At 56.1% G+C, this 26,380-nt stretch carries 29 protein-coding genes; 18 read left to right on the top strand and 11 right to left on the bottom strand.

The window, feature by feature from the left end; genetic code table 11:
* Positions 1–4 precede the first annotated feature (4 nt).
* The 11 genes from paaD (at position 5) to P346_RS22265 (ending at position 9,639) form a co-directional block, all read left to right on the top strand.
* The gene (paaD, locus tag P346_RS18645) at positions 5–502 is read left to right on the top strand and encodes a 1,2-phenylacetyl-CoA epoxidase subunit PaaD (RefSeq protein ID WP_032657425.1); all 498 of its coding nucleotides are present in this window, start codon (positions 5–7) and stop codon (positions 500–502) included.
* A gap of 7 nt (positions 503–509) precedes the next feature.
* Positions 510–1,580, top strand: coding sequence for a 1,2-phenylacetyl-CoA epoxidase subunit PaaE (gene paaE, locus P346_RS18650; RefSeq protein ID WP_032657422.1), 1,071 nt, complete (start codon positions 510–512; stop codon positions 1,578–1,580).
* A complete protein-coding gene (gene paaF / locus P346_RS18655) occupies positions 1,577–2,344 on the top strand; it encodes a 2,3-dehydroadipyl-CoA hydratase PaaF (RefSeq protein WP_032657419.1) in 768 nt (255 codons plus the stop codon). Before paaE ends, paaF begins: the two co-directional genes overlap by 4 nt.
* The gene (gene paaG / locus P346_RS18660) at positions 2,344–3,132 is read left to right on the top strand and encodes a 2-(1,2-epoxy-1,2-dihydrophenyl)acetyl-CoA isomerase PaaG (RefSeq protein ID WP_152537841.1); all 789 of its coding nucleotides are present in this window, start codon (positions 2,344–2,346) and stop codon (positions 3,130–3,132) included. The genes paaF and paaG overlap by 1 nt, the downstream gene beginning before the upstream one ends.
* A gap of 1 nt (position 3,133) precedes the next feature.
* Positions 3,134–4,558, top strand: coding sequence for a 3-hydroxyacyl-CoA dehydrogenase PaaH (paaH, locus tag P346_RS18665; protein ID WP_032657414.1), 1,425 nt, complete (start codon positions 3,134–3,136; stop codon positions 4,556–4,558).
* A complete protein-coding gene (gene paaI / locus P346_RS18670) occupies positions 4,548–4,976 on the top strand; it encodes a hydroxyphenylacetyl-CoA thioesterase PaaI (RefSeq protein ID WP_032657412.1) in 429 nt (142 codons plus the stop codon). The genes paaH and paaI overlap by 11 nt, the downstream gene beginning before the upstream one ends.
* Entirely contained in the window at positions 4,969–6,174 is a 1,206-nt protein-coding gene (pcaF, locus tag P346_RS18675) for a 3-oxoadipyl-CoA thiolase (protein ID WP_032657408.1), read from the top strand. The genes paaI and pcaF overlap by 8 nt, the downstream gene beginning before the upstream one ends.
* A 27-nt stretch (positions 6,175–6,201) precedes the next feature.
* Entirely contained in the window at positions 6,202–7,518 is a 1,317-nt protein-coding gene (paaK, locus tag P346_RS18680; RefSeq protein WP_032657406.1) for a phenylacetate--CoA ligase PaaK, read from the top strand.
* Positions 7,519–7,652: 134 nt separating this feature from the next.
* Positions 7,653–8,588 (top strand): phenylacetic acid degradation operon negative regulatory protein PaaX, encoded by a 936-nt coding sequence (gene paaX, locus P346_RS18685; protein WP_021241337.1) that lies wholly within the window; start codon positions 7,653–7,655, stop codon positions 8,586–8,588.
* 9 nt (positions 8,589–8,597) lie between these two features.
* Entirely contained in the window at positions 8,598–9,194 is a 597-nt protein-coding gene (gene paaY, locus P346_RS18690) for a phenylacetic acid degradation protein PaaY (RefSeq protein ID WP_023619119.1), read from the top strand.
* Positions 9,195–9,267: 73 nt separating this feature from the next.
* Entirely contained in the window at positions 9,268–9,639 is a 372-nt protein-coding gene (locus tag P346_RS22265) for a DUF4440 domain-containing protein (RefSeq protein WP_438503792.1), read from the top strand.
* A 30-nt stretch (positions 9,640–9,669) separates the two neighbouring features.
* On the opposite strand, the gene P346_RS18695 is transcribed toward P346_RS22265, so the two are convergent.
* Positions 9,670–10,143, bottom strand: coding sequence for a hypothetical protein (locus tag P346_RS18695; protein ID WP_032657402.1), 474 nt, complete (start codon positions 10,141–10,143; stop codon positions 9,670–9,672).
* Between the two features lie 215 nt (positions 10,144–10,358).
* Here P346_RS18695 and P346_RS18700 point away from each other — a divergent pair, with 215 nt between their 5' ends.
* Positions 10,359–11,102 (top strand): SDR family oxidoreductase, encoded by a 744-nt coding sequence (locus P346_RS18700; RefSeq protein ID WP_032657399.1) that lies wholly within the window; start codon positions 10,359–10,361, stop codon positions 11,100–11,102.
* A gap of 20 nt (positions 11,103–11,122) precedes the next feature.
* On the opposite strand, the gene P346_RS18705 is transcribed toward P346_RS18700, so the two are convergent.
* The gene (locus tag P346_RS18705) at positions 11,123–12,355 is read right to left on the bottom strand and encodes a serine hydrolase domain-containing protein (protein WP_050597612.1); all 1,233 of its coding nucleotides are present in this window, start codon (positions 12,353–12,355) and stop codon (positions 11,123–11,125) included.
* Between the two features lie 172 nt (positions 12,356–12,527).
* Here P346_RS18705 and P346_RS18710 point away from each other — a divergent pair, with 172 nt between their 5' ends.
* Both P346_RS18710 and P346_RS18715 read left to right on the top strand, forming a co-directional pair.
* A complete protein-coding gene (locus tag P346_RS18710; RefSeq protein ID WP_032657396.1) occupies positions 12,528–13,016 on the top strand; it encodes a DinB family protein in 489 nt (162 codons plus the stop codon).
* 1 nt (position 13,017) lies between these two features.
* Entirely contained in the window at positions 13,018–13,500 is a 483-nt protein-coding gene (locus tag P346_RS18715) for a glutathione peroxidase (RefSeq protein ID WP_032657393.1), read from the top strand.
* A gap of 209 nt (positions 13,501–13,709) precedes the next feature.
* Here P346_RS18715 and P346_RS18720 read toward each other — a convergent pair whose 3' ends face one another.
* The 4 genes from P346_RS18720 to P346_RS18735 form a co-directional block, all read right to left on the bottom strand.
* Positions 13,710–14,237: a hypothetical protein gene (locus tag P346_RS18720; RefSeq protein ID WP_032657390.1), complete on the bottom strand. Its 528-nt coding sequence runs from the start codon at positions 14,235–14,237 to the stop codon at positions 13,710–13,712.
* A gap of 388 nt (positions 14,238–14,625) precedes the next feature.
* On the bottom strand, positions 14,626–15,564 hold the full coding sequence (locus P346_RS18725) for an omptin family outer membrane protease (protein ID WP_032657387.1): 939 nt from the start codon (positions 15,562–15,564) through the stop codon (positions 14,626–14,628).
* 260 nt (positions 15,565–15,824) lie between these two features.
* On the bottom strand, positions 15,825–16,262 hold the full coding sequence (locus tag P346_RS18730) for a VOC family protein (RefSeq protein WP_032657384.1): 438 nt from the start codon (positions 16,260–16,262) through the stop codon (positions 15,825–15,827).
* A gap of 82 nt (positions 16,263–16,344) precedes the next feature.
* The gene (locus tag P346_RS18735; protein WP_032657381.1) at positions 16,345–17,505 is read right to left on the bottom strand and encodes an MFS transporter; all 1,161 of its coding nucleotides are present in this window, start codon (positions 17,503–17,505) and stop codon (positions 16,345–16,347) included.
* A 129-nt stretch (positions 17,506–17,634) separates the two neighbouring features.
* Here P346_RS18735 and P346_RS18740 point away from each other — a divergent pair, with 129 nt between their 5' ends.
* Positions 17,635–18,171 (top strand): MarR family winged helix-turn-helix transcriptional regulator, encoded by a 537-nt coding sequence (locus P346_RS18740; protein ID WP_032657378.1) that lies wholly within the window; start codon positions 17,635–17,637, stop codon positions 18,169–18,171.
* Positions 18,172–18,195: 24 nt separating this feature from the next.
* On the top strand, positions 18,196–19,119 hold the full coding sequence (locus P346_RS18745; protein WP_032657377.1) for a LysR substrate-binding domain-containing protein: 924 nt from the start codon (positions 18,196–18,198) through the stop codon (positions 19,117–19,119).
* 47 nt (positions 19,120–19,166) lie between these two features.
* Here the strand turns inward: P346_RS18745 and P346_RS18750 are convergent, their stop codons facing one another.
* Positions 19,167–19,637, bottom strand: coding sequence for a hypothetical protein (locus P346_RS18750; protein ID WP_032657375.1), 471 nt, complete (start codon positions 19,635–19,637; stop codon positions 19,167–19,169).
* 268 nt (positions 19,638–19,905) lie between these two features.
* On the opposite strand from P346_RS18750, the gene P346_RS18755 reads away from it, so the two are divergent.
* Together P346_RS18755 and P346_RS18760 are read left to right on the top strand one after the other, a co-directional pair.
* A complete protein-coding gene (locus P346_RS18755) occupies positions 19,906–20,382 on the top strand; it encodes a WbuC family cupin fold metalloprotein (RefSeq protein WP_032657372.1) in 477 nt (158 codons plus the stop codon).
* A 46-nt stretch (positions 20,383–20,428) separates the two neighbouring features.
* On the top strand, positions 20,429–20,731 hold the full coding sequence (locus P346_RS18760; RefSeq protein WP_032657369.1) for a hypothetical protein: 303 nt from the start codon (positions 20,429–20,431) through the stop codon (positions 20,729–20,731).
* Positions 20,732–20,845: 114 nt separating this feature from the next.
* Here P346_RS18760 and P346_RS18765 read toward each other — a convergent pair whose 3' ends face one another.
* The 4 genes from P346_RS18765 to P346_RS18780 all read right to left on the bottom strand — a co-directional run bounded on the left by P346_RS18765 (position 20,846) and on the right by P346_RS18780 (position 26,342).
* Entirely contained in the window at positions 20,846–21,445 is a 600-nt protein-coding gene (locus tag P346_RS18765) for an NAD(P)H-dependent oxidoreductase (RefSeq protein ID WP_032657366.1), read from the bottom strand.
* 73 nt (positions 21,446–21,518) lie between these two features.
* Positions 21,519–22,112, bottom strand: a complete 594-nt coding sequence (locus P346_RS18770; protein WP_032657363.1) for a TetR/AcrR family transcriptional regulator — start codon at positions 22,110–22,112, stop codon at positions 21,519–21,521.
* 34 nt (positions 22,113–22,146) lie between these two features.
* Entirely contained in the window at positions 22,147–25,236 is a 3,090-nt protein-coding gene (locus tag P346_RS18775) for an efflux RND transporter permease subunit (RefSeq protein ID WP_032657360.1), read from the bottom strand.
* Positions 25,233–26,342, bottom strand: a complete 1,110-nt coding sequence (locus P346_RS18780; protein WP_032657356.1) for an efflux RND transporter periplasmic adaptor subunit — start codon at positions 26,340–26,342, stop codon at positions 25,233–25,235. Before P346_RS18780 ends, P346_RS18775 begins: the two co-directional genes overlap by 4 nt.
* Positions 26,343–26,380 lie beyond the last annotated feature (38 nt).

The following is a 26,380-nucleotide window of genomic DNA, read 5'->3' as shown; positions in this document are numbered from 1 at the left end:
CGCTATGCAACGCCTCGTCGACATCGCGCCCGCGCAAATCCCGCAGATCTGGTCGCTGTTAAGCCAGATCCCCGATCCGGAAGTGCCGGTATTAACCATCACCGATTTAGGCATGGTGCGCAGCGTGAAGGCGCAGGGGGAAGGCTGGGTCATTGGCTTCACGCCAACCTACTCGGGCTGCCCGGCAACGGAACACCTGCTGGGAGCGATCCGCGATGCGATGACCGCGAACGGCTTTACTCCGGTACACATTGTGCTCCAGCTTGAACCCGCCTGGACCACCGACTGGATGACCGCCGACGCGCGCGAGCGCCTGCGGGCATACGGCATCAGCCCGCCCGTGGGGCATAGCTGCCACGCGCACGTTCCGGCTGAGGTGAGCTGCCCTCGCTGCGCCAGCACCGACACCTCGCTTATCAGTGAATTTGGTTCGACGGCCTGCAAAGCGCTCTACCGCTGCAACACCTGCCGCGAGCCCTTCGACTATTTCAAATGTATTTGAGGCTGCCATGACAACGTTTCATTCATTAACAGTGGCAAAAGTGGAACCCGAAACCCGCGACGCGGTGACCATCACGTTCGCGGTGCCGCAGGCGCTGCAGGACGCCTACCGCTTCCGCCCCGGCCAGCACCTGACGTTAAAAACGAAGCTTGACGGGGACGAGCTGCGCCGCTGCTACTCCATCTGCCGGAGTACCGCCCCGGGCGAGATCAGCGTGGCGGTCAAAGCCATCGACGGCGGGCGCTTTTCCCGCTATGCACGGGATGAGATCAAAGCGGGTATGGCCCTGGAGGTGATGGTGCCTCAGGGGCAGTTTGGCTACCAGCCGCGGGCTGAACGTGAAGGCCACTATCTGGCAATTGCGGCAGGCTCCGGGATCACCCCGATGCTGGCGATTATCTCCGCGACGCTGGCGACCGAACCCAACAGCCAGTTCACCCTGATCTACGGCAACCGCAGCAGCCAGAGCATGATGTTCCGCCAGGCGCTGGCGGACCTGAAGGACAAGTACACGCAGCGGCTGCAGCTGGTCTCAATCTTCAGCCAGGAGCGGCTGGACAGCGATCTGCTCTTTGGCCGCATCGACGGGGAAAAGCTGCAGGCGCTGGCGAAAACCCTGATCAACTTCCGCCAGTACGACGAGGCGTTTATCTGCGGCCCGTCGGCGATGATGGACGACGCCGAAGCGACGCTGAAGGTGCTGGGGATGCCGGACAAATCCATTCACCTTGAGCGCTTTAACACCCCGGGAACCACCGCTAAACGCGCGGTGCACGTCCAGGCGGAAGGACAGAAAGTGACCGTGCGGCAGGACGGGCGCGACCGCGAAATCACCCTGACGGCGGACGACGAAAGCATCCTGGATGCCGCCCTGCGTCAGGGGGCGGATCTGCCGTATGCCTGCAAGGGCGGCGTGTGCGCCACCTGTAAATGCAAAGTGCTGCGCGGGATGGTGGACATGGCGACCAACTACAGCCTGGAGCCGGACGAGCTGGCAGCCGGATACGTGCTGAGCTGCCAGTCGCTGCCGTTAACCGCCGACGTGATTGTCGACTTCGACGCGAAGGGGATGGCATGAGCGAACTGATTATTACCCGTCATGGCCGCGTGCTGCAGCTGACGCTAAACCGTCCGGCGGCGCGCAACGCCCTCAACAATGCGCTGTTAACGCAGCTTGCTGAGCAGCTTGAGGACGCCGCAGCAGATGCCGACATCGCCGTCTGCGTGATTTACGGCAGCGAGCGCTGCTTTGCCGCCGGGGCCGATCTCAACGAAATGGCGGAAAAAGATCTGCCCGCCACCCTGAACGATATCCGCCCGCAGCTGTGGGCGCGCATTAACGCGTTCAGCAAACCGCTGATTGCCGCCGTGAACGGCTTCGCGCTGGGCGCAGGCTGCGAGCTGGCGCTGCTGTGCGACGTGGTCATTGCTGGCGATAACGCCCGTTTCGGCCTGCCGGAAATCACGCTGGGCATTATGCCCGGCGCGGGCGGCACCCAGCGTCTTATCCGCAGCGTCGGTAAATCCCTTGCCAGCAAAATGGTGCTGACCGGCGAGAGTATTTCCGCACAGCAGGCGCTGAGCGCCGGGCTGGTCAGCGACGTTTTCCCGCCAGCGCTGACGCTGGAGTATGCCCTGAAGCAGGCGGCGCTGATGGCGCGCCACTCTCCGCTGGCGCTGCAGGCGGCGAAACAGGCGCTGCGCCAGTCTCAGGAGGTGCCGCTCCAGGCCGGTCTGGCCCAGGAGCGCCAGCTGTTTACGCTGCTGTCTGCCACCGAAGACCGCCGGGAAGGCATCGACGCCTTCTTACAAAAACGCACCCCCGACTTTAAAGGACGCTAATTGTGGAATTTATTCTCAGTCATGTTGAGCAGGGCGTAATGACCATTACGCTGAACCGTCCGGAGCGTCTGAACAGCTTCAACGACGTGATGCACCAGCAGCTTGCCGAGTGCCTGAAGCAGGCCGAACGTGATGACGCAATCCGCTGTCTGCTGATCACCGGGGCGGGGCGCGGCTTTTGCGCCGGTCAGGATCTGAACGACCGCAACGTTGACCCCAACGGCCCGGCGCCGGATCTGGGGATGTCCGTTGAAACCTTCTATAACCCGCTGGTGCGCCGCCTGGCAAAGCTGCCGAAACCGGTCATTTGCGCGGTTAACGGCGTGGCCGCGGGGGCGGGTGCGACGCTGGCATTAGGCTGCGACATGGTGATTGCTGCCCGCTCCGCCAACTTCGTGATGGCCTTCAGCAAGCTCGGGCTGGTACCGGACTGCGGCGGTACCTGGCTGCTGCCGCGCGTGGCCGGACGCGCCCGCGCCATGGGGCTGGCGCTGCTCGGTGACAAACTCAGCGCCGAACAGGCGCAGGCGTGGGGAATGATCTGGCAGGTGGTGGATGACGAACAGCTCTCCTCCACGGCGCAGCAGATGGCGCTGCATTTTGCCTCTCAACCGACCTTCGGGCTGGGGCTGATCAAGCAGGCCATCAACGCCGCAGAAACCAACACCCTGGACGCCCAGCTCGATCTGGAGCGCGACTATCAGCGCCTGGCCGGGCGCAGCGACGATTACCGCGAGGGCGTCAGCGCCTTCCTGGCGAAGCGCGCGCCGAACTTTACGGGGAAATAAGATGCTGAACATACGGACTGTCGCCGTGATTGGCAGCGGCACGATGGGCGCAGGGATTGCCGAAGTCGCCGCCAGCCATGGTCATCAGGTGCTGATCTACGATATCTCCAGCGATGCGATATCGCGCGCCATCGACGGGATCCGCCAGCGTCTGGCCTCCCGGGTGACGCGCGGAAAACTCTCTGCCGATGCCGGGAGTCAGATCCTTGCCCGGCTGCTTCCGGTCACGAATATCGAGGCGCTCTCCGCGGCCGATCTGGTTATAGAAGCGGCCTCCGAGCGTCTGGAGGTGAAAAAGGCGCTGTTTGCACAGCTGGCTGAGATCTGCCCGCCGCAGACGGTGCTGACCAGCAATACCTCTTCCATCTCCGTCACGGCGATTGCGGCGGACGTCCACCATCCGGAGCGGGTCGCAGGGCTGCATTTCTTCAACCCGGCGCCGGTGATGAAGCTGGTGGAGGTGGTCAGCGGGCTGGCGACCTCTCCGGAAGTAGCCGACGCGCTGTGCGAGCTGGCGCTGAACTGGGGCAAACAGCCCGTTCGCTGCCAGTCAACGCCGGGGTTCATCGTCAACCGCGTTGCCCGTCCGTTCTATTCCGAAGCCTGGCGCGCGCTGGAAGAGCAGGTCGCGCCGCCGGAGGTGATTGATGCCGCCCTGCGCGAAGGCGGCGGTTTCCCGATGGGGCCGCTGGAGCTGACCGACATGATTGGTCAGGACGTGAATTTCGCGGTGACCTGCTCGGTGTTTAACGCCTTCTGGCAGGAGCGTCGTTTTCTGCCTTCGCTGGTCCAGCAGGAGCTGGTGCTGGCAGGAAGGCTGGGCAAAAAGAGCGGGAAGGGCGTCTACGACTGGCAGGGTGACAAACCCGAGGTGCGGTGGGTGCCAGCCGTCAACGACAGCTACAGCCCGATGCGCGTGGAAAAGAGACGTGACGGTGTCACCGAGATTGATGATGTGTATCTTATTGAAACGCAGGGGGAAACCGCTCAGGCGTTGGCGCTGCGGCTCAACGGAGCGGTGGTGGTAGTGGACCGCATTGAGCGCGATGTGGCGGTGATTGCAGCTGCCGCCAGCAACCCGCACACCGCGACGCAAAAGGTCATCCGCTACCTGCAGCAGCAGGGTAACCGGGTGGTGCAAATTGCCGATTATCCTGGCCTGCTGGTCTGGCGCACGCTGGCGATGATTGCCAACGAAGCGCTGGATGCCCTGCAAAAAGGGGTCGCCAGCGAGAAAGACATCGATACCGCCATGCGCCTGGGCGTGAACTACCCGAGCGGGCCGATCGCCTGGGGCGAGCGGCTGGGCTGGCAGCGGCTGCTTACGCTGCTGGAGAACCTGCAGCGTCATTACGGCGAAGAGCGCTATCGCCCCTGTTCACTGCTGCGCCAGCGCGCGCTTCTGGAGAGTAGCTATGAGTCATAACGCCTGGCATAACGCCCGCGCGATGTACGAACGGGACGCCTGCGCGCAGGCGATGGGGATGGACATTGTCGCCATGGACGAGGGCTACGCGGTGGTGACCATGACCATCACCCCGCAGATGCTTAACGGCCACCAAACCTGCCACGGCGGACAGCTTTTTTCGCTGGCAGACACCGCCTTTGCCTACGCCTGCAACAGCCAGGGGCTGGCGGCGGTAGCCTCTGGCTGCTCGATTGATTTTCTGCGTCCGGGCTTTGCCGGGGACACGCTCACCGCCACCGCGCGGGTGATGCATCAGGGCAAACTCACTGGCGTGTATGACATTGAAATCCAGAACCAACAACAGAAAACCGTCGCCCTTTTTCGCGGAAAATCTCACCGCATCGGCGGCAGCGTGACAGGAGAGGCAGATGCGTGACGCATTTATTTGTGATGGCGTTCGAACCCCGGTGGGGCGCTACGGCGGCGCGCTTGCCGCAGTCCGAACAGACGATCTCGGCGCCGTGCCGCTGCGCGCGCTGCTGGCCCGCTATCCCCAGCTTGACCTTGAGCGGATCGATGATGTGATCTTCGGCTGCGCCAACCAGGCGGGGGAAGATAACCGCAACGTGGCGCGCATGTCGTCCCTGCTCGCCGGGCTGCCGCAGACGGTGTCCGGAACCACCATTAACCGCCTGTGCGGGTCGGGGCTGGACGCGATTGGTTTTGCGGCGCGCGCCATTAAGGCGGGCGATGGCGAACTGCTGATCGCGGGCGGCGTGGAGTCCATGTCCCGCGCGCCGTTTGTGATGGGCAAAGCCACCGCCGCGTTTCAGCGTCAGGCGGAGATCTTTGATACCACCATCGGCTGGCGATTTGTGAATCCGCTCATGCATCAGCAATTCGGAACTGACAGTATGCCGGAAACGGCAGAGAATGTAGCTGAATTGTTAAATATCAGCCGTGCCGATCAGGACGCGTTCGCGCTGCGCAGCCAGCAGCGTACCGCGCAGGCGCAGCAGAACGGCATTCTGGCGCAGGAAATTGTGCCGGTACAGGTGCCGGGCAAAAAAGGGGCGGTCACTGAGTTCTGCGTGGATGAACACCCGCGCGCGGACACCACGCTCGAGCAGCTCGCCGGTCTGAAAACGCCGTTTCGTAAGAACGGGGTGGTTACGGCGGGAAATGCCTCCGGCGTCAACGACGGCGCTGCGGCGCTGATCGTCGCCAGCGAGAAGATGGCGCTGGCGCAGGGGTTAGTCCCGCGCACGCGGATCGTGGCGATGGCGACGGCAGGCGTGGAGCCACGTCTGATGGGGCTTGGCCCGGTACCCGCTACCCGCAAGGTGCTGGAGCGCGCCGGACTCAGCATCAACGATATGGACGTGATCGAGCTTAACGAAGCATTCGCCTCGCAGGCGCTGGGCGTGCTGCGTCAGCTGGGCCTGCCGGATGATGCCGCGCACGTCAACCCGAACGGTGGCGCGATTGCGCTGGGCCACCCGCTGGGCATGAGCGGTGCCAGACTGGCGCTGGCCGCGAGCAATGAACTGCACCGACGCGGCGGGCGCTACGCGCTGTGTACGATGTGCATCGGTGTGGGTCAGGGCATTGCCATGATCCTTGAGCGTGTTTGAGCATAAAAACAATGTGAGTACCCTACAATGACAAATACAACAAAGCTTGATCCGATTGAAACGGCCTCCCTTGACGAGTTACAGGCGCTGCAGACCGAGCGTCTGAAATGGACGCTGCATCACGCCTACAGCAACGTGCCGATGTACAAACGCAAGTTTGACGCCGCGGGCGTTCACCCTGACGATTTCAAAGAGCTGGCGGATATCCGCAAATTCCCGTGCACCACCAAGCAGGACCTGCGGGATAACTATCCTTTCGATACCTTTGCCGTGCCGATGGAGCAGGTGGTGCGCATTCACGCGTCATCCGGCACCACCGGCAAACCGACCGTTGTCGGCTACACGCAGGGCGATATCGACAACTGGGCCAATCTGGTGGCCCGCTCCCTGCGCGCGGCGGGCGGCAGCGCGAAGGACAAAATTCACGTGGCGTATGGCTATGGCCTGTTTACCGGTGGGCTGGGCGCGCACTACGGGGCCGAGCGTTTAGGCGCGACGGTGATCCCGATGTCCGGCGGCCAGACGGAGAAACAGGCGCAGCTGATCCGTGATTTCCAGCCGGACATGATCATGGTGACGCCGTCCTACTGCCTCAACCTGATTGAAGAGCTGGAGCGCCAGATGGGCGGCGATGCCAGCGGCTGTTCCCTGCGCGTGGGCGTCTTCGGCGCCGAGCCGTGGACGCAGGCCATGCGTCGTGAAATTGAAAAACGCTTAGGCATTACGGCGCTGGATATCTATGGCCTCTCCGAGGTGATGGGGCCGGGCGTGGCGATGGAGTGTATCGAAACCGTCGACGGCCCAACCATCTGGGAAGATCATTTCTACCCGGAGATCGTCAACCCGAATGACGGCACGCCGCTCGATGACGGTCAGCAGGGCGAACTGCTGTTCACCACGCTGACCAAAGAGGCGCTGCCGGTGATCCGCTACCGCACCCGCGACCTGACGCGCCTGCTTCCGGCAACCGCGCGCAGCATGCGTCGTATGGACCGCATCAGCGGCCGCAGTGACGATATGCTGATCATCCGCGGCGTCAACGTCTTCCCGTCGCAGCTGGAAGAGGAGATCGTGAAGTTCGAACACCTTTCTCCGCACTACCAGCTGGAGGTGAACCGTCGCGGGCATCTTGATTCACTTTCCGTGAAGGTGGAGCTGAAAGAGAGCAGCTTAACCCTGACGCACGAGCAGCGCTGTCAGGTGTGCCACCAGCTGCGCCACCGCATTAAGTCGATGGTGGGGATTTCCACCGACGTGACGATCGTGAACTGCGGCAGCATCCCGCGCTCAGAGGGCAAAGCCTGCCGGGTGTTTGATTTGCGTAAAGTTGCGGCTAACGGTTGAGTTTCCCTCACCCCAGCCCTCTCCCAAAGGGAGAGGGTGTAAAAAGTTCCCTCTCCCTTTGGGAGAGGGTTAGGGTGAGGGGGAAACCCCAGATTCCTATGCTATGATTCATCCAGGACAAAAATAACAACAGAATGAATCACATGAATAAACTCGACGCCTTTATCCAGCACGCGGTCAGCTCCGTTCCCGTCAGCGGGACCTCGCTTATCTCATCGTTATACGGTGACGCGCTTTCCCATCGCGGCGGTGAGATTTGGCTCGGCAGCCTGGCCGCCCTGCTGGAAGGTATGGGGTTTGGCGAGCGCTTCGTGCGCACCGCGCTGTTTCGCCTCAACAAAGAGGGCTGGCTGGACGTTTCCCGCATCGGGCGCCGCAGCTTTTACCGCCTGAGCGACAAAGGGCTTCGCCTGACGCGTCGAGCGGAGAATAAGATTTACCGTGCGGAACTGCCCGCCTGGGACGGTAAATGGCTGTTGCTGCTCTCCGAAGGTCTGGATAAAACCACCCTTGCCGACGTCAAAAAACAGCTGATCTGGCAGGGGTTTGGCACGCTGGCGCCGAGCCTGATGGCCTCGCCGTCACAGCATCTGGCGGACGTGCAGTCCCTGCTTCACGATGCCGGCGTGGCGGAAAACGTGATTTTCTTTGAAGCCCACTCGCCGCTGGCGCTCTCCCGCGCCGCGCTGCGTTCGCGGGTGGAAGAGTGCTGGCAGTTAACCGAGCAAAACGCGATGTACGAGTCGTTTATCAACTCGTTCCGGCCGCTGCTGCCGTTGCTGAAAGAGGCTGCGCCCGAGGAGCTGACGCCGGAACGCTGTTTCCAGATCCAGCTGCTGCTGATTCATTTTTATCGTCGCGTGGTGCTGAAAGACCCGCTGCTGCCGGAAGAGTTGCTGCCCGCGCACTGGGCGGGGCAAAGCGCCCGACAGCTCTGCATTAACATCTACCAGCGTGTCGCGCCGGGGGCGCTGGCGTTTGTCAGCGAGAAGGGCGAAACCTCCGTGGGCGAGCTGCCCGTGCCCGGCACGCTTTACTATCAACGCTTTGGTGGTCTTACAAGCGCATAAGGAGCGAAGATGCCAGTTTATCAAATTGACGGTCTGACGCCGGTCGTGCCGGACGAGAGCTATGTTCACCCGACGGCGGTGCTGATTGGGGACGTGATTCTGGGCAAAGGCGTTTACGTCGGTCCTAACGCCAGCCTGCGCGGTGATTTTGGCCGTATCGTGGTGAAAGACGGCGCCAACATTCAGGATAACTGCGTGATGCACGGCTTCCCGGAGCAGGACACGGTGGTGGAAGAGGACGGGCATATCGGCCACAGTGCCATTCTCCACGGCTGCGTGATCCGCCGCAATGCGCTGGTGGGCATGAACGCGGTGGTGATGGACGGGGCGGTCATCGGTGAAAACAGCATCGTCGGCGCGGCGGCGTTCGTGAAGGCGAAAGCGGAGATGCCCGCCAACCATTTGATTATCGGCAGCCCGGCCAAAGCGATTCGCGAACTCAGCGAGCAGGAGCTGGCATGGAAGCAGCAGGGCACGCGGGAGTATCAGGTTTTGGTGGAACGCTGCAAGCTCACTATGCACCAGGTGGAGCCGCTGCGCGAGGCTGAGCCTGACCGAAAACGGCTGACGTTTGATGAGAATTTAAGGCCGAAGTCGGCGGTGTAGGGGAAAGGTCCGCTTCATGGCAGGAGCGGACATTGCCTTAGATCGATTATCGTTTTATAAGCACTGATATGTAATGAGGACAATCCCTATGCTCCTGGAGAAGCTTATTAGACTTGAATGTTCTCTACATGGCGACATGCGAAAAGACAGGGAATGGCTTGAACAGATACTTCATAAAGAATTTAGAGAAATAACGCGTACAGGCGTATTAGTCACTCGTACAGAGACAATAGAATGCCTTTCTGCTGAAATAGATGCGCCCACTATTCTCAGTAGCAATTTTAAACTCATCAGCGTAAGCGATAATTTCGCTATATTACATTACAGGACGTTTAATCCAGATGGCAGCCGTACTTCTCTTCGTTCTTCATGTTGGGAGCGTTTTGATAATGACCAGTGGAAACTGGTTTTTCATCAGGGGACTCCCGAGTCGAAAGAGAGTTAGATATAAAATCGAAGTATGGCGCAGTATAAATCATTCATCAAAGTTAAATTCAAGCATAAATAAACCATTATCCGAGTCCAGTAAAATTGATTCCCAACAAGTTGCATACCAAACAGGTGGAATCATATTAATACGGTAAATTTGAGGGGTGTAAACAAGCTCATTGAGCAACGCTAAAAACCCATCCTGTAAAGGTTTTAATTGATCACACAGTACTTCTGCTCTACCAAAACGGAAAAACCAAGTTTTTATACTTTCTCTGAACTGACTTTTGCTAATGTTCTCTATTTTGATATGCCAGTAATCTAAGACCGTATTGGGATAGGTTGCCGCGATATGGTCTTCTATGGATTTTAACAATGAGCCAGTATTTTTAAGGTGGGTGAATGAATAATCAACTTTTGGATAATCGGCCTCATTTAGACTTTCGATGGCACACAGATAACCGTTAATTTTTTCAACGTCAAGTATTATAAACTCATCGCTCATTCTTTTGTATTGCATAGCGCCATATTCCTTCTAACTCATGTTTCCCGTGAAGTGCGAGCGTTAAAGAAGCTGTTATTATATGTTTTTAATTCTTAAATACAACGCGGAGACGGCTGATGACGTTTTAAGCGCTTTTTACCGCTGTAAATGGCACTAACGGGAAGATGTTACTCACCTCATCATGCTATTAATCCTCGATACAGATTTATCACGACAGAGGACGCAGAGTTATGCTGAGGGGTAAAAGAGCTGTTATCACGGGTGGCGGCGGGGGATTTGGTCAGGCGCTGTGCGTCTGGCTTGCCCGAGAGGGCGTTGAAGTGGATTTTAGCGCCCGTCGGGCGGTGGATATTCAAAAAACCTGCAGCCTCATCGCGGCTGAAGGTGGTGAGGCGAAAGGGTATCTCTGTGATTTAGCCCTGCCGGAATCCATTTCTAAGTTTTCTTCGCAGGTCTTACATTCAGACAGGCCAATCGATATTTTAATTCTGAATGCTGCTCAGTGGTTGTCTGGGACAATAGACGAACATTCGAGCACAGAAATCTTTAATACCGTCAGTTCAGGCCTGACAGGTTCAATCCTGCTCACCCAGGCAATGCTTCCGGGTTTAAGACGCTCAGACAGTGCAGACATCATTGCGATTATATCTGCGTGCGGTATTCCGAACTTTACAGATTCGATTGCCCATCCCGCTTTTTTTGCCAGCAAACACGGGCTCAGCGGCTTTACAACGAAACTGTCAGAACACTTATCCAAAGAAAACATTCGGGTAGCCGGGTTATATCCGCCTGATTTTGAACTGACCGGTATAGATGCGCATGTCGATAATCAATCAAGAATGGGGGAGCGTCTGGTGAATGGATGGTCAATTTGGGAAACGATTCGTTTTGTACTCACTCAGCCTCGAAGTTGCCATATTAGTACTATCTACTTTCAGGGGCCGACTCGCGAAGATCTTGCGCATCAGGCCTGAATCTGATGGGGCGTTCACTACTATTGCTGATAAACGCGTTTTGGAATCCCATTAATCGCAAAGCGGCTGCTGGGGCTCTGGCTGTCTTTTTTCGCCATATCCATTAATAGCGCGATGCCAATATAATTACTCCAGTTAAAGGTATTTTGCAGCACCACCACCGCATTGCCTTTTTCTTTGTCATAGCCGATAAAGCTGGAGTAGCCGCCGATATAGCCGACCTGGTAGGTGATTTTTTCCAGACCGATAAAGTCGGTGGTCCAGGCAATACCCTGTACTCCGTCGGAACGTTGAATATCGGTATTTCTCACTTCGGCAAAGACGCTGTCCAACAAGGGATTGTGGGTCGTCGATACGTGATAGCGGGCATAGGTCGCCAGATCTTCGGCGTTGCTGTATAAGCTCGCTGCCGCCACCATGTTGTTGGAAAAATGCCAGTCTGGGGTGAGCTGCCCGCGCGGGATAAATTTTGGCTGATCGCCCGCGTGGCCGAGCGCACGCTGCGGGTATCCTTTTAGCTGCTGGGGAATAAAGCTGCTGTTAGCCATTTGCAGCGGACGGAATATATAGCGCGAGGCTAAACTCTGGATATCTTCGCCGGTCTTGTGTTTCAGGATATAGCCGATTAGCGCGTAGCCGGTATTGGAGTATTGCGGCACTTTACTCTTTGGCGCCCGCCAGTCGGCGAGGTAGCGCAGCACGTTATCGCTATCCAGCTCGCTATAGAAATTATCGCCGGTGCTTAAATAGCCGATGAATTTTCTAAGCATCGGAACATCCATATTCTGACGCGGCAGGCCGGAGGTGTGGGTTACCAGTTCAAGCAGGGTGATTTTTTGTGCATCCGCGCTAAGCGGTGTACCCGGCGGTAGCAGTGTCGCCAGGTTATCGTTCCAGTTCAGTTGCCCTTCATTCACCAGACAAGCCACCACTTCCGCCGTGATCCCTTTGCTGAGCGAGCCGAGCGCAAACAGGGTGTCGGGCCTGACCGGATAACGATTGACCGCATCGGTTACGCCCCAGGTGTAAAACTGCGGTGAGCCGTGATTATGGATCACCGCGACCGTCATCCCGGGAACGGATTTTTGCGCCATATAGTGACGCACCACGCTGTCAACGTCGCCATCCAGCGAATCATGGGTGAGAAGTTCCTGAGTACCTTCCGGGGAGGACATCTGTGAGAGCGTGCCACAACCGCTGAGGAGTGGGAGAGTAAGCAGAAGCCAGCGAATATTTTTTGTTATGTTCTGCATACCTGATAGCGAGTGTGGTGGTCATTGACGCGCCAGGAATGTATCACACTTAGCCTGCGATGAGGGAATTTTTCGGATGGCCGAATTACCGTCTGTTTGGTGCCGGAAGTGGAAGTGTTACCGGCCTGGCAAAGTTGCTGATATGATAATTTTTTGTTAATCCGGAGGGGCGATGGACGCAGGCACGATTGTCACGTTATTCAAATTCAAACGCTGGGCAGATACGGAAACCTTACAGGCAATACAGAGGGTCGATAGCTCAGCAAATGCTGAAAAGCACCATCTGATGCTCAGGCTTATGAACCATATTTATGTTGTGGATATGATTTTCAGGGCAAATATTACTGGTCAAACGCATCAATATACCGCGTTAAATACGCCAGAAACGCCGTCTGCAGACGAGCTTCTGAAAAAGATGAGTGAATGCACTGACTGGTATATTACGCACGCAGGTTCAATGGACGTTCCCGGACTTTCCGAAATCATCCAATTCCGTTTCGTCGATGGCGGAAATGGCGAAATGAAAGCGGCGGATATGCTCAACCATGTGCTGTTTCACGGTACCTATCATCGCGGCGCTGTGGGCTGGATGCTTTCAGAAACGGGTGTAACCCCTCCAAAGGATGTGCTAACCGTTTTTCTAAGAGACCATCATCACTAATATGACCTACTTTCATCAACTTAGCGCCACCCGTCTGGATGGGCAGCATATCTCTATGGCCGACTATGCGGGAAAAGTGGTTTTGGTCGTCAATACCGCCAGCCAGTGTGGCTTCACGCCGCAATATGCTGGTCTTGAAGCGCTATACAAGAAATACGCCGATCAAGGGTTAATGGTGCTGGGCTTCCCCTGCAACCAGTTCGGCAAACAGGAACCCGGCGGCGCCGACGAAATATCGAAAACCTGTTACATCAACTACGGCGTGAGTTTCCCGATGTTTGAGAAGGTTGAGGTCAACGGCAATGCGGCCCACCCGCTGTTTCGTTATCTGAAAAACGAATTGCCCGGCGTGCTGGGAGGGCGGATCAAGTGGAACTTTACTAAGTTTCTGATCGGCCGTGACGGTAAACCACTCAAGCGTTTTGCTCCGATGACTACGCCAGAGAAAATGGATTCTGCAATTCTTGCGGCACTGGAAATGTAAGGTATCTGATAGCCGAATCTTTCCCCTTAAAGCATGTCGAAACACTCACACCGGAGTGAAGATAACGCCCGCTCTGTGTTCCTGACGGACTAAACGCTATTTTTAACGCGTTGTGCCGGGAGCGGACGTTATTATATAACAGCTGACGGCCCGCTGATGAAGAGGAGCGTAGAGTAGTTTCTCCACGCTAGCATAACGAGCTTATAAATCTATTTTTTCGACAAGAAAAATGTTTCCTGGATTCGTTGGTTATTATCCTTCAATATTTTGTCTGATGCTTCCAATACGGACTTTAATACTGAGGTTTCTTTACCAAATTTTATGGACTGGGTATCTATTGTGAGATTGTACACCGGAATGTTTTCAGCGCGATATACATTGTAGATCTTCAGTGTCAGTGTTGCAGGGACTTTTAAAGAAAGTTTGTCGCTAGTTGTTTTTTTATCATCGGGTTTATCTTTGTTATACTCGTCGATAATTGACTGAATTTCTCTCTTAATGCCGTCTTGATATGAACCGACAGATAAATCGGTAAGTTTGAAGATGGTTGAGTTATCGCTTTCTGTTTTTAATTCAACATTGATAAATGTATTTTCACTATACACTTTTCCTAATGACACATGACCGTTGTCATTGCTTAAAATGTTCTGTTTCTTAAATTCTATATTTCCTGATAACATCGCAGAGGATAACAACACTGACGCGCCAATTATTACGCTTGATATGATAATTTTCATTTTTATTCCTTGATAAGTTAAATTCATTTTTCAGGGTTTGACGGTGTAAGTTTGCCAGACTCATCAATAACTAACGCCATGCCTGTAATCGATTATTTTTTGATCTTTTTGAACATGAAATTTTGCTAAGAAAGCCCTATCCATCTTTTGTCGCTTCGTGTTTGAGAAAGCATGTCACTCCTTTGTTTGTTAGCATTTGGAGCCATATTACAATCTATTATTTTGAGTTAAAACTGTTATTTTTTGTAATGCGTCAGTTAGTCACCAACACCTGGATTGGATGGCAGGTATCTTTGGAGTGTCCCTGGCAAGGAATTAGCTCAACGTAACGAAAAAGGCCCCATTAGGGGCCTGGTCTGCATTAACAATGGACTGCTTTTCGCCTGGATTAGAAGCGGTATTGCAGGCCCGCTGTAATGGTATAGTTGTGGTTAGAAATACCTGCCGCATCCCCGCCAATAGAGCCGGAGTCACCAGTATTGGTATCAATAATCTGCGTACCGCCTTTACCTTCTTCGTAACTGCTATAGGTAAATTCTGCAAAAACTTTGGCGTGCGGAGTGACGTAATACCCGGCATCAACAGAGGCACCATAATAGCGGGAATCTGTTGTCTTCTCGCGGAAAGTCAGGTCGCGCATGTAGTGTTCGTCGTTATCATGTGCACGCACCCAGTCACTGAATTTGAAGAGGGCATTAAATTCAAAGTCATTGAAACGGTACTGTCCTGCAAGGCCAATGTAGGGCATAGAAAAACGCTGGCTATAACCAATGCCGCGCTCGCCTGCCGGGAAGTTCCCTTGATAGGCACCGTTATCATAATTGTAAGTACCACCAGTCGCCGTCCAACTGAAGCGTGTTTCCTGATAGCCTGCGGTTACGCCCGCTTTATAGTTATCGCCCTGGAAGATCCAACCTTTTACGTTGAGATCATATTCATTGGCGTAGTTAACGTTCGTGGCCGGATGGCTTGAATGGTCTGTCCATGAGGATTGTTTTGCATTCATCCAGTCATAGTCATCCATATGACCTGAACCTGATGCCAGGGACGTCCAGCCGCGGGCGTTCAATGTTAAAAATGAGTAAGCATCCCAGGTGATATCGCCTTTCAGAATGGCGACATTTTTTATTTTCCAGTCCAGCTGGCTAATTTTTCTTCCTGTGACTTCGTCATAAACCATTTCGTGAGATTTTCCGCTCAGCATCCCGGCAGATGCTGAAACCGCTAAACTTTCCGGTGAAAAATCTGGTGTAACGAGTGTTGGTCCTGCATATACTGCCCCTGAAAACGCGGCCATCATCATTCCCGCAACGATATTTCTTGTCATTTTTATTTCCCTAAAGCAAATTAATCAATGAGTTGCGGTGAAATCTTAAAATTCATAACAATAATAATCAACTGCTAGTTTTGGTAATTTTTTATTATTTGACGTAAGGAACGATATTTAACTTTGGGCAGCCTGAAAGAGGCGATTTCTCATATTTAAATGATTTCTGGCTTAACGCGAAATAACAGGCAGCTGCGGATAAGACGACCGTCTTCACTATGGTATGCACGTCTGCAACCGGCGTCACAAACAAATTCCCTTTATCCACGCAGCCACGGCGTAATGGTCAGCCCGGTAAGCAAGCCTTCCGGGCTGAGCAGGCGAGTGACGGTCTGCCCCCACGGCTCCATACGGTTAGCCACCAGCAGCCGATAGCCTTTTTCACTCAGAACGCGTGTAGCCGAGTCCAGATCCTGAACCTCGTACTCAACCCAACCCTGCGGTATCGGGTGCTCAACTGGCCACTTTTCCTCTCCAAAACAGGATGCAGCCGCCTGTGCGAGCGGCCAGACGGCGAAATGCTTCACGCCTTCCAGCTGGCCCTCTTCAGTGAGCAGATAATCGCTGTTCCCCTCCATCGGCTTAAGCGGAAGGCCGAGTGTCTGGACATAAAACGCGCTGCTGGACTCCGTATCCCGCGAAATGGGCCCGAACCCGGCGACGAACAAGACATCAATTTCCGGTATGGTCTGCGACATATCCACTCCTGAATGAGGTGAAATTCACCCTGAATTTATCTTACGACTGGCTCAAATACGACTCTCAATTCTGGTATCGCATTCATCGTGCCTGCACGTCCACGACGGGTTTAAAATTCAGCGCGATAACGATCAGCAGCACGACTCCCGCACTCATGATCAGCCATGCGCTGGTCAGCGAGACCGAACTGTCGCGAACGATCCCCGCTATTAGCGGCATAAGCGCGGCAATCATGTATCCGCCGCCCTGAACTTTAGACAGTAACTTCCCGGCCTGCGCGGGCGTTCGCGCATGATCGAACGTGACGATGAGCGACAGCGGGAAGAGGGCGCCGATCCCGGTGCCAAGCAGCAGCGTGGATAAAACAGGCGTCGTTCCCGGCGAAAAGACCAGACACAGTAATCCCGCCAGCAGCAACAGCAATACGGCGATCAGCGGCACGCGGCGGTCAGGGAATTTACCGATCAGCGCGGAGACGGCAAACCCGGCGACAACCTCGGTTAACGTCAGCCAGGCCAGCATGTAGCCGCTGCTGCGTGCGGACCATCCAGCCTGAATATAGAGCGGGGGCAGCCAGGCCAATACCAGCGTATAGGCGCCCGTACCCACGCCGAAAAAGAGCAACAGTAATGCTGTCCGTGAGGATGAGAGCTTTACGTCTTCGTGTGCTGTTTTTTCCCCTTGAGAATGCTTAACGAGGGTTAACCACAGTATCAGCGCCAGCAGCGCTAACAGCCCGGCCATTGCCAGCGCTGGCTTCAGCGTGAGCCATGAAAACAACGGCTCGGCGCTGGCGGCGGCGACTGCCGCACCGGCCATAATGCCCGTGCTGAATAGCGACATTACCGTGCTGGCCGTTTGCGTATATTCCTTTTTAATCAGGGCAGGCATTAACGCCTGGATTGTGCCTATGCTGGCTCCGCCCAGTAACGCGGTGCCCATAAGACTCTCCGGCGAGGCGCTAAAACCGCGTAATAAGCAGGCTACAAGCAGGATGAAGAGCCCGAGCATAATGCCTCGTACGGCGCCGACTCGGTCTAAAAGCCAGGGGCCACACAAGGCGGCCAGCCCCATCATCGCGACCGGCAGGGTGGTCAGCAGGCTGAATTGCGTAGCGGTCAGCCCCGCTTCGCGCTGCAGCACGGAAAACAACGGTCCGACAGAAGCCAGAATAGGGCGCAGGTTCAGCCCGACGATAAAAGCGATAACGGTGAAGAGTAAAGGCGACGTGCGTTTCAACATGGAGTCCTTTTCGGTTGTGAATGGCCCGGCAAATTGCTACGAGCATTTATCTTAACGTTAAGATAAAATCTGTTTTTGTGTAAGATGTACCGCACAACAGGATAAATACCCACGCCATCAGGGGTGAAAATGAAAGACCATGTAGACTTTGTTGTCGGCCAGTGGAGCCGCGCCATGCCGGAGCTGGACGCCTCGTCGATGAAAATTTTTGGCCGAATGCTCCGGCTGATGAAGCATCTGGCAAAAGAACGGGCGCAGGCCATGGCGCAGTTTGGCTTTCGCGAGGGCGAGTTTGACGTGCTCGCCACGCTGCGCCGCGCCGGTGAGCCGTACTGCCTTTCCCCCACGCAGCTGTATAAATCGCTGCTGATCACCTCAGGGGCAATGACGAACCGGCTCAGCCATCTCGAACAGCAAGGGCTTATCAGGCGAATTGCCGATCCGGATGACAAGCGCAGCACCCTCGTAAGCCTGACGCCGCACGGGCAGGAGCGCATCGAACAGGCGCTGATCGTCCATACGCAAACGCAAAATGCGCTGCTGAGCAGCTTATCTGACGCGCAGCGCGCGCAGCTTGAGTCCCTGCTCAGGGAGCTGCTGCTGACGTTTCCGTCTGAGGATCTGAGCGACAAGTCACCGAGTGCCGATAATACAAAAACTGCATAGCTAAACCTCACTGAAAGGGAACGTATGTCTTTACCGCCACTGTATGCGCTTCGCGCTTTTGAAGTTGCCGCGCGGCTGAACTCCTTCAGCAAAGCGGCTGAAGCACTGAATATCACGCCTGGCGCGGTCAGCAGGCATGTCCGGACGCTTGAAATGTGGTTCGACTGCGAGCTCTTTAAACGTCAAGGGCCAAGAGTGGAGGTCAGTGATGCCGGACGCGTTCTGGCCGGACAGCTTAGCGAAAGTTTCTCGAATATTGAGCGGGCGTGTCGCGCATTCAGAAGCGAAAATCATCTTCTGCGCCTCAAAGCCCCCAGCTCCCTGACGATGCGGTGGCTTCTGAACGTGCTTAAATCCTTTCGCGAGAACCACGCGAAGCCAAAAATTGAAATTGCCAGCGTCTGGATGGACTTCGACACCGTTGACTTCAGTCGTGAGCCATACGATTGTGCGATCCTCCTCGGCAATGGCTATTTCGGCGAGTCAACGGAAAGCAGGCTGCTCTTCAGTGAATGGCTCATTCCGGTTTGTCCCCCGTCGTTGCTTGAATCGGCCCGGCATAAGCTTGCGCAGTGCGAGCTTATTCATCCCTCTCCGGACAGACGGGACTGGAAACGCTGGCTGAAAAGAACCGGGTTATTCCCCGGGCTCGACGTGAGTCGTGGAATCGTGTTCGACACCCTGGAGCAGGGAAGCCTGGCCGCCATGCACGGTCACGGTGTGGCAATGGCCGACCTCCGCCTCACGCTCGACGCGCTGAAAAGCGGCCTGCTCGCGCTGCCCTTCAGGGAAGCTATCGCAACCGGCGATGGCTACTACCTCGTCTGGCCAAAAAATTCGCTAAGAAGAGAGAGTATTGAACGGTTGCTGGCGTGGCTTAACCTTAACGCGCCGGTGGTACCTTCCTTGAATATCGTCTGTCTTGATTACAATGAAAATCGGGTTTAATAAATAGCGGAATATAAATTGTGGGATATTCCGCATCCTGAACGTATTTATGCGTAGGGAATATTCGCCATCTTTTTATATCTCTCCGGCAGGGCGCTGTTCAGGTTGAGTAATTTATCCAGAATATAAAGCGCAGGCGTTCCCCTTGCGCGTTCAGCGTCGATCAGCGCAGTGCGTAACAGATTGGCTGCCGACGTCATTTCTCGGAAATACTCCTGCGATTCACGCGTCTGAACTTCGCCTGACGCGGCGTAACGCACCTTTGGCCACTCCGCAAAGTCAAGCAGCGGAAGGATCCCATCCTCTTTTGGTAAATGCGCTGAGAGCAACTCTTCGGCGTTACCCGGGTTGCTTTGGGCGAAAGAGAGGAGGTGCAGTCGATGGATGAAAGGCGATAGCGCCTCTGAGCTTTCCTTTTCTGCTGAAAGTAACGTTATCAACTCATGCACATTTGCTTGGGCGCTAAATTTATGAGGCGAGATAATATTCATTACATGGAATAAAACATCGAGTGTCATAGGTGCTCCATTCAGGCTTGGTAATATTTATTTTTTTCTATCCCAGGGATGAATGGATGGTATTTCAGGGCCGTCACTTTTTAAAAACGATAAATAGTGGGAATCAATGTGAGTTTTACTCAATGTTGCGCTTTGGAATGCAATAACGCACCTCCTCACGTTGCAGCGATTTGTTTCACAAATGCCATCGCTCATCGACCGTTCCGAATGGTATAACGTCTTGCGGCAATCGGGTTGCCGCCCGCTGACTCCATTCACAAAGGTGTATATGAAACAAATTACGTTCAGTGACCTGCAGCAACAAAGCGAGCAGGCTGCCAATTCTCCTCGCTTACGCGCGCATCGCAATTTACATCCTGAGCTGAGCGACCCGGTGCAGCGCCTGGCCATCGCGATGGAGCCCGGCACCTATGTTCGTCCCCATCGCCACCCGCACACGTTTGAACTGCTAACCGCTCTGAGCGGTCGCTTTCTGGTGCTGAATTTTGATGACAGCGGTAACGTGACCCAGCGCGTGGTGTTAGGTGAAGAGTGTAAAGTGCTGGAAATGGAGGCCGGTACCTGGCATGCCGTGCTGTCGCTGGATAAAGGCGGCGTCATTTTCGAGGTAAAACACGGCGGCTATCAGCCTGTTCCGGAGCACGATACCGCCTCGTGGTCACCGACTGAGAACGCGCCCGGTTGCGCGGAGCTGATGAAATGGTACGCCCAGGCGCAGGTGGGTGACGGTGGTTTTACCCTGTAAAAACCGGTGAGTTTTGATAAAAAATAATCACAAAAAGGAAGTGCGTATGTTGAAAAGATTAGTCACGGGGCAGATGAGCTTACCGATGACTTTCTGGGGATGGGGATTCTGCGGAGGTTTTCTGCTGGGTCTCATTGGGCTTGCTGGAGTGCATACCGGTCACCCGGCAATGGTGCCGCTTTCCTACATACTTAAAGCCATTCTGTTCAGTGCTGTACTTTCCGGCATTACTTTCATTCTGCGTCGAAAAATCACAGTATTGGGTGGGATCGCTTTTTTTATTATTTTGATTCAGGTGATTATGAGCGTAGTGATGACGGTTGGCCTTTTCTCGTTATTTTTTGAATAATCACAAGAAAGAGAGTTCCTGTTTGCCAGCAGGATCCCTGACGGTTACTAATATCGAGAACACGTATCTCCTTCTGGTGAAGGAGATACGACTTTGCTGGCTGGATAGCCGGAATTATTTAAGGCCCTCTAGCCCCAGCAGGAAATCCTCCACCTGCTCAGGCGTCGCCGTGTCTGCCTGGTAAAGGATATCGAGCTTAACGTTCTTCAACCCGCAGAAGCCAAACACGCCTTCGATTATCTGCGTCTGAATCGCCGTCGAATAGCCGTGTTTGTCGAATCCGGTGAGATCGCTGCCGCCGGTGGCAATCAGGCGGACGGGAACATCGCGTAAGCTGCCCACAATCCGGCCATCGTCGGCCACCTTATACGCCCAGTTCAGGGTTAATACGCGATCGAACCAGCCTTTCAACAGCGCGGGGACCGACCACCAGTACACGGGGAAGACAAACACCAGCATATCCGCTCGCTCGACGCGCTGCTGCTCGCGCAGAATATCGTCGGGAAGGGCGCTCGGATCGCCGTGATACAAATCGAGATCGGCGCGCGTCATCGCCGGATTAAACCCTTCAGCATGCAGATCGGCAATCTCAACCTGCGTACCTTGCTCGCGTAATTTCCCGGCAATACGGGCTGCCAGCGAATGGGATAACGAATTGTCGACAGGGTGAGCCGTCACGATCAGTGCGTTATTAATGGCATTTGTAGCAGACATAGCGACCTCGGATGGGTGAGAACTGATGCCTATATTACTATTGGTAACTTAGGTGTCAATCCACCCCCAGCGATCATTTTGTGCTATTCACGTAGGTCTCCAGCACGCCGGTCATAGCGCCGCTGAGCGTATCTTCCGCCACGTTCCGGGCGAGCACGCCGTTACCTGCGGCGGTGCTGAGCGCGTCCGCCGCGCCAATGATCGCCGTCAGTGCCGCTTCCCCCTGAACGCCTTTCAGCGCGACGAACGGGGAAAGCGCGGTACGCAGGCAGTCGGCACATTCGGCCACGCATGCCTCACGAAACGTCTGCAGCGCGCGGGAGCCGGACAGCGCCGCGGCGATTGGCCCGGTTTCAGGCCCGGCACTAATGGCGCAGTCGATATAGGCGGCGCTGAAAAAGCGGATCGTCTTTTCCAGCGTTTTGCTGTCGACCGCCAGCGTCTCGCGGAACTTCGCCAGCTGCCGATCGCTATAGTCCTGGTACAGCGCCATCAGCAATCCTTCACGATCGCCAAAGTGATCGTAGGGGATAGGCTTGGTCACGTTGGCCCGCTCGGCCAGGTAGCCAAGAGTTAGCGCCTCCGTGCCTTGCTGACGAACGATTCCGCGTGCAACCTCCAGCAGCTGCACGCGGCGGTCCTCTTTTCTTAAGCGCTTAACAACCATGCTTTCCTCAGAAGTGTTATCTACTCATGGTAGTTTACACGTTTTCTGCGGGGTGCAGCACGCGTTGTTCCGCAGGGCGGATCCGGAACCAGATCGCATACATCGCGGGCAGGAAGACGAGGGTGACGATCGTCCCGCCCAGCGTTCCGCCTATCAGCGTGTAGGCCAGCGTGCCCCAGAACACCGAATGCGTCAGGGGAATGAACGCCAGCACGGCGGCCATGGCGGTCAGAAGGACCGGGCGCGCGCGCTGGACCGTCGCTTCAACCACCGCCTGGAACGGCTCGAGACCCTCCTTCTGGTTATGATCGATTTGACCGATCAGGATCAGCGTATTGCGCATAAGAATGCCGGAAAGGGCGATCAAGCCGACCAGCGCGTTGATGCCAAACGGCTGATTGAAAATCAACAGCACGGGCACCACGCCAATCAGCCCCAGCGGCGCGGTTAAGAACACCATCACCATCGCCGAGATTGAGCGCACCTGCAAAATGATGATCAGCAGCGTCAGGGCAATCATGATCGGGAACAGCGGAATCATGGCCTGCGTGGCTTTGCCCGATTCCTCAATCGAACCCGCCATGTCGATTCGGTAGCCGGGCGGCAGCGCATCAACAATCGGCTGGAGCTGCTTCATGATGGCGACCGACACATCCGGTGGCTGCAGATTGTTAGCGATGTCGCCCCGCACGGTAATCGTCGGGGTGCGATCGCGACGACGCAGGATCGGATCTTCCATACCGATCTCAATCTTGCCTATTTGAGACAGCGGAACGCGCTGTCCCGCATTGCCGACAAGGGTAAAGCCCTCGATTTTTGCCGGGTCAAGACGGATATCTCCCGCCGCGCGGCCAATCACCTCTACCGAGCGAATATCTTCCCGCACGGAGGTGACGGGCACGCCAGACAGCAGAAACTGAAGCTGATCGGCAACGGCACTGGAGGTCAAGCCGGTCGCCTGCAGGCGGTTTTGATCGAGGGTGAAATGCAATACGGGAACGCGCGACCCCCAGTCGGTGTTGACGGTTCTCATCAACGGGCTTGCCTGGAGCACGGCTTTCACCTTATCAGCGATGTCATGCACCTGTTCGACATCCGGCCCCGACACGCGCCAGGCAACCGGGAAGGGCGAGTACGGGCCAAACACCAGCTGCGTCACCCGCACGCGCGCTTCGGGCGCAAGGCCGTTGGCGACAGCGTCTCTCAGCCGGAGCTTAAGCGCCTCGCGTGACGTCTCGCTGTCCGTCAGGATCACGATTTTCGCAAAAGACGGGTCGGGCAGTTCAGGCGCCATCGCCAGATAAAAACGGGGCGAACCCTGACCAATATAAGCAGTGACAATTTTGGCTTCAGGCTGCTGGCCCAGCCACGCTTCTATTTTTGCGGTGGCTGCGCTTGTTTGCTCAATCGAGGTACCGTAGGGCATCTGCACCTCAACCAGTACTTCCGGGCGGTCGGAGGTCGGGAAGAATTGTTTTTTAACCAGCCCCATGCCGAGCACGGCAAGAATGAAAATGGCGACCACCGACCCGGCCACCCGCCATTTTCTGGCGATAACGCGGGCAAGCAGCCGGCGAAAACGGTTATAGCGAGGCGTGTTATAGATGGCAGCATGACCCCCTTCTACTTTGGGGATCGCCGGCAGTATCTTCACTCCAAGATAGGGCGTGAACACCACCGCGACAAACCACGATGCAATCAGGGCGAGGCCGACAATCCAGAACATATTGCTGGTGTATTCCCCGGCGGTCGACTGGGCAAAGCCATTCGGCATGAAGCCAATGGCCGTCACCAGGGTACCGGCCAGCATGGGCGCGGCGGTATGGCTCCAGGCGAAGGCCGAGGCTTTGATTCTGTCGTAACCTTCCTCCATTTTCACCACCATCATTTCGATGGCAATAATGGCATCATCAACCAGCAGGCCGAGGGCGAGGATCAGGGAGCCCAGCGTCACGCGGTCAAAGTTTATCCCGGCGGCTTCCATCACCACGAAGACGACCGCCAGCGTCAGCGGTACCGCCGCCGCAACGACAACACCCACGCGCCAGCCCATGCTGACAAAACACACCACCATGACCACGAGCAGGGCGACGAAAAATTTGATCATGAACTCATCGACCGACGAGCGAATATTTACGGACTGGTCGGTGACTTTGGTCAGGGACATGCCCAGCGGCAGGCTATCATTTATTTTTGCCGTTTCCGCATCCAGCGCTTTACCCAGCGCCAGACCGTTCCAGCCTTCGCGCATCACGATGCCCAGCAGAAGGGCGGGTTCATGCTGATTACGTATCAGCATCGTCGGGGGATCTTCGTAGCCCCGTTCAACCGTTGCCACATCGGACAGCTTGAGCGTTTTGCCCTGAGCCACAAAAGGCGTATCGCGGATTTTTTGCAGTTCATCGAACGCGCCGTCCAGGCGGATAAAAATTTGCGCGCCCCGGGTCTCAATAGAACCCGCCGCGGCTAGCGCGTTCTGGCTGTTGAGGGCATTGAAAATATCCTGCGGTGAGAGCCCTATCGTCGCCAGACGGTCATGGGAGAAGGAGATATAAATCCGCTCGGCCTGTTCGCCGATAATGTTCACTTTCTTCACGCCGGGAACGTGCAGAAGCTGCTGGCGCAGGCCTTCGGCATCGCGTACCAGCTGCCGCTGCGGTTCGCCTTTCGCTTTCAGGGCAAAGAGGGCAAAGGTGACATCCGAGAATTCGTCATTGATCATCGGGCCGATGACGCCCGCCGGAAGACGCTGCGATTCATCTCCAAGCTTCTTACGCGCCTGATAGAACTCCTCCTGCACTTCGGCAGGCGGGGTCTTGTCCTGCAATGACAATGTGATAAACGCCATGCCGGGACGGGTATAGGTTTCGGTACGGTCATACCATTTGAGTTCCTGCAGGCGCTTTTCCAGCGGCTCGGCGACGTGATCCTGAATTTCCTGCGCGGTGGCGCCCGGCCAGACGGTTATCACCGTCATTTGCTTTACCGTGAAGGGCGGATCTTCCGCGCGCCCGAGCCCAAAGAAAGCGTAAATTCCGGCAATCGTGACCAGAACGATCAGAAACAGGGTGATGGAACGTTCGCGGACGGCCAGCGCCGACAGATTGAACCGGCTTCCGCTCATGGTGTGTTCTCCGCCAGGGAGGCATTGCGTTGCTCAGCAAGCCTGACGACCTCACCTTCGTGCAGAAGATGGGCGCCTAACGCAACAATCTTTTCACCGGGCTTCACGCCGCCCGTGACCTGCGCCGCATCTTCACCCACGCTTAGCACCTTGACGGGCGTCCATGCGACCTTTGCCGGCTGGGCGGAAATGCGCCAGACGCCGGGACCTTTTCCTGCATCATAGAGTGAAGCCAGCGGGACCTGCATGACCTGACCTTCCGCTTTATTGTTCTGAACGTTCAGCGTGACGGTCGCCCCCAGCGGCGCGTTCGCCAGCAGGCCATCCAGCACGTAGCGGGCTTCATACGTGCGGGTCGCGGCATCGGCCGAGTCAGACAGCAATCGCAGCGTTGCGGTGACCGGGTGTTTTTCATTGCCATACAGCGTGGCCTGCGCTTCGCTGCCGACGGCAGGGCGCAGGGTTTCCGGAAGCTGCACGAGCGCTTCACGCTGTCCCGCTCTGGCGAGCCTGATCGTTACCTGTCCGGCACTGACGACCTGACCCGGCTCGGCGAGCGTCTCCATGACTACGCCGTCGGAATCCGCCAGCAGTACGGCATAGCCCGTGGCGTTTTGCGCCACGCTGGCCTGCGCCCGGGCGGCGCTGAGGTCGGCCCTGGCCGTATCGGCCGCCGCTTTGATCTGGTCATACTCCGAGGCAGATACGGCGCCGGACGCCACAAGACCGCGATAGCGCGCCTCATCGCTGGTGGCTTTGCGCGCGCGCGCCTGAGCCGCATCCACCGCGCGCTGCTGCGCCTGAGCCTGTAATTTCAGGTCAACCGGATCCAGGCGCAGCAGGGGCTGGCCCTGTTTGACGGTTTGTCCCGTATCGACCAGTCGCTCAAGGATTTTGCCCTGGACTCTGAAACCTAAATCGCTTTGCGTTCTTGCGACCACCACGCCCGTGAAGGTGCGGGCGTTATTGCTCGCAAGCTCGACGGAGGCGGATCTGACGAGCGGTGGCCTGGTGCGCGGATCGTCACTCGCGGAAATATCGCCGCACGCCACCAGGGCAAACGGCAGGAGACAAACGGCAACGCGGGCTGAAGTGAGCCTGAGCATGGGAAACCTTTTTGACGTAACAGGACGGTATCCGCATT

Origin of the sequence: Enterobacter sp. DC1, assembly GCF_000568075.1 — a bacterium.
GTDB lineage: Bacteria > Pseudomonadota > Gammaproteobacteria > Enterobacterales > Enterobacteriaceae > Enterobacter > Enterobacter asburiae.
The sequence above is the reverse complement of the archived record's forward strand: the minus strand, read 5'-3'. Positions and strand labels throughout refer to the sequence as shown.

Coding starts and splice junctions, on each gene's coding strand:
- paaD (WP_032657425.1), top strand. CDS start 5: ATGCAACGCCTCGTCGACATCGCGCCCGCGCAAATCCCGCAGATCTGG.
- paaE (WP_032657422.1), top strand. CDS start 510: ATGACAACGTTTCATTCATTAACAGTGGCAAAAGTGGAACCCGAAACC.
- paaF (WP_032657419.1), top strand. CDS start 1,577: ATGAGCGAACTGATTATTACCCGTCATGGCCGCGTGCTGCAGCTGACG.
- paaH (WP_032657414.1), top strand. CDS start 3,134: ATGCTGAACATACGGACTGTCGCCGTGATTGGCAGCGGCACGATGGGC.
- paaI (WP_032657412.1), top strand. CDS start 4,548: ATGAGTCATAACGCCTGGCATAACGCCCGCGCGATGTACGAACGGGAC.
- pcaF (WP_032657408.1), top strand. CDS start 4,969: ATGCGTGACGCATTTATTTGTGATGGCGTTCGAACCCCGGTGGGGCGC.
- paaK (WP_032657406.1), top strand. CDS start 6,202: ATGACAAATACAACAAAGCTTGATCCGATTGAAACGGCCTCCCTTGAC.
- paaX (WP_021241337.1), top strand. CDS start 7,653: ATGAATCACATGAATAAACTCGACGCCTTTATCCAGCACGCGGTCAGC.
- paaY (WP_023619119.1), top strand. CDS start 8,598: ATGCCAGTTTATCAAATTGACGGTCTGACGCCGGTCGTGCCGGACGAG.
- P346_RS22265 (WP_438503792.1), top strand. CDS start 9,268: ATGAGGACAATCCCTATGCTCCTGGAGAAGCTTATTAGACTTGAATGT.
- P346_RS18695 (WP_032657402.1), bottom strand. CDS start 10,143: ATGCAATACAAAAGAATGAGCGATGAGTTTATAATACTTGACGTTGAA.
- P346_RS18700 (WP_032657399.1), top strand. CDS start 10,359: ATGCTGAGGGGTAAAAGAGCTGTTATCACGGGTGGCGGCGGGGGATTT.
- P346_RS18705 (WP_050597612.1), bottom strand. CDS start 12,355: ATGCAGAACATAACAAAAAATATTCGCTGGCTTCTGCTTACTCTCCCA.
- P346_RS18710 (WP_032657396.1), top strand. CDS start 12,528: ATGGACGCAGGCACGATTGTCACGTTATTCAAATTCAAACGCTGGGCA.
- P346_RS18715 (WP_032657393.1), top strand. CDS start 13,018: ATGACCTACTTTCATCAACTTAGCGCCACCCGTCTGGATGGGCAGCAT.
- P346_RS18720 (WP_032657390.1), bottom strand. CDS start 14,237: ATGAAAATTATCATATCAAGCGTAATAATTGGCGCGTCAGTGTTGTTA.
- P346_RS18725 (WP_032657387.1), bottom strand. CDS start 15,564: ATGACAAGAAATATCGTTGCGGGAATGATGATGGCCGCGTTTTCAGGG.
- P346_RS18730 (WP_032657384.1), bottom strand. CDS start 16,262: ATGTCGCAGACCATACCGGAAATTGATGTCTTGTTCGTCGCCGGGTTC.
- P346_RS18735 (WP_032657381.1), bottom strand. CDS start 17,505: ATGTTGAAACGCACGTCGCCTTTACTCTTCACCGTTATCGCTTTTATC.
- P346_RS18740 (WP_032657378.1), top strand. CDS start 17,635: ATGAAAGACCATGTAGACTTTGTTGTCGGCCAGTGGAGCCGCGCCATG.
- P346_RS18745 (WP_032657377.1), top strand. CDS start 18,196: ATGTCTTTACCGCCACTGTATGCGCTTCGCGCTTTTGAAGTTGCCGCG.
- P346_RS18750 (WP_032657375.1), bottom strand. CDS start 19,637: ATGACACTCGATGTTTTATTCCATGTAATGAATATTATCTCGCCTCAT.
- P346_RS18755 (WP_032657372.1), top strand. CDS start 19,906: ATGAAACAAATTACGTTCAGTGACCTGCAGCAACAAAGCGAGCAGGCT.
- P346_RS18760 (WP_032657369.1), top strand. CDS start 20,429: ATGTTGAAAAGATTAGTCACGGGGCAGATGAGCTTACCGATGACTTTC.
- P346_RS18765 (WP_032657366.1), bottom strand. CDS start 21,445: ATGTCTGCTACAAATGCCATTAATAACGCACTGATCGTGACGGCTCAC.
- P346_RS18770 (WP_032657363.1), bottom strand. CDS start 22,112: ATGGTTGTTAAGCGCTTAAGAAAAGAGGACCGCCGCGTGCAGCTGCTG.
- P346_RS18775 (WP_032657360.1), bottom strand. CDS start 25,236: ATGAGCGGAAGCCGGTTCAATCTGTCGGCGCTGGCCGTCCGCGAACGT.
- P346_RS18780 (WP_032657356.1), bottom strand. CDS start 26,342: ATGCTCAGGCTCACTTCAGCCCGCGTTGCCGTTTGTCTCCTGCCGTTT.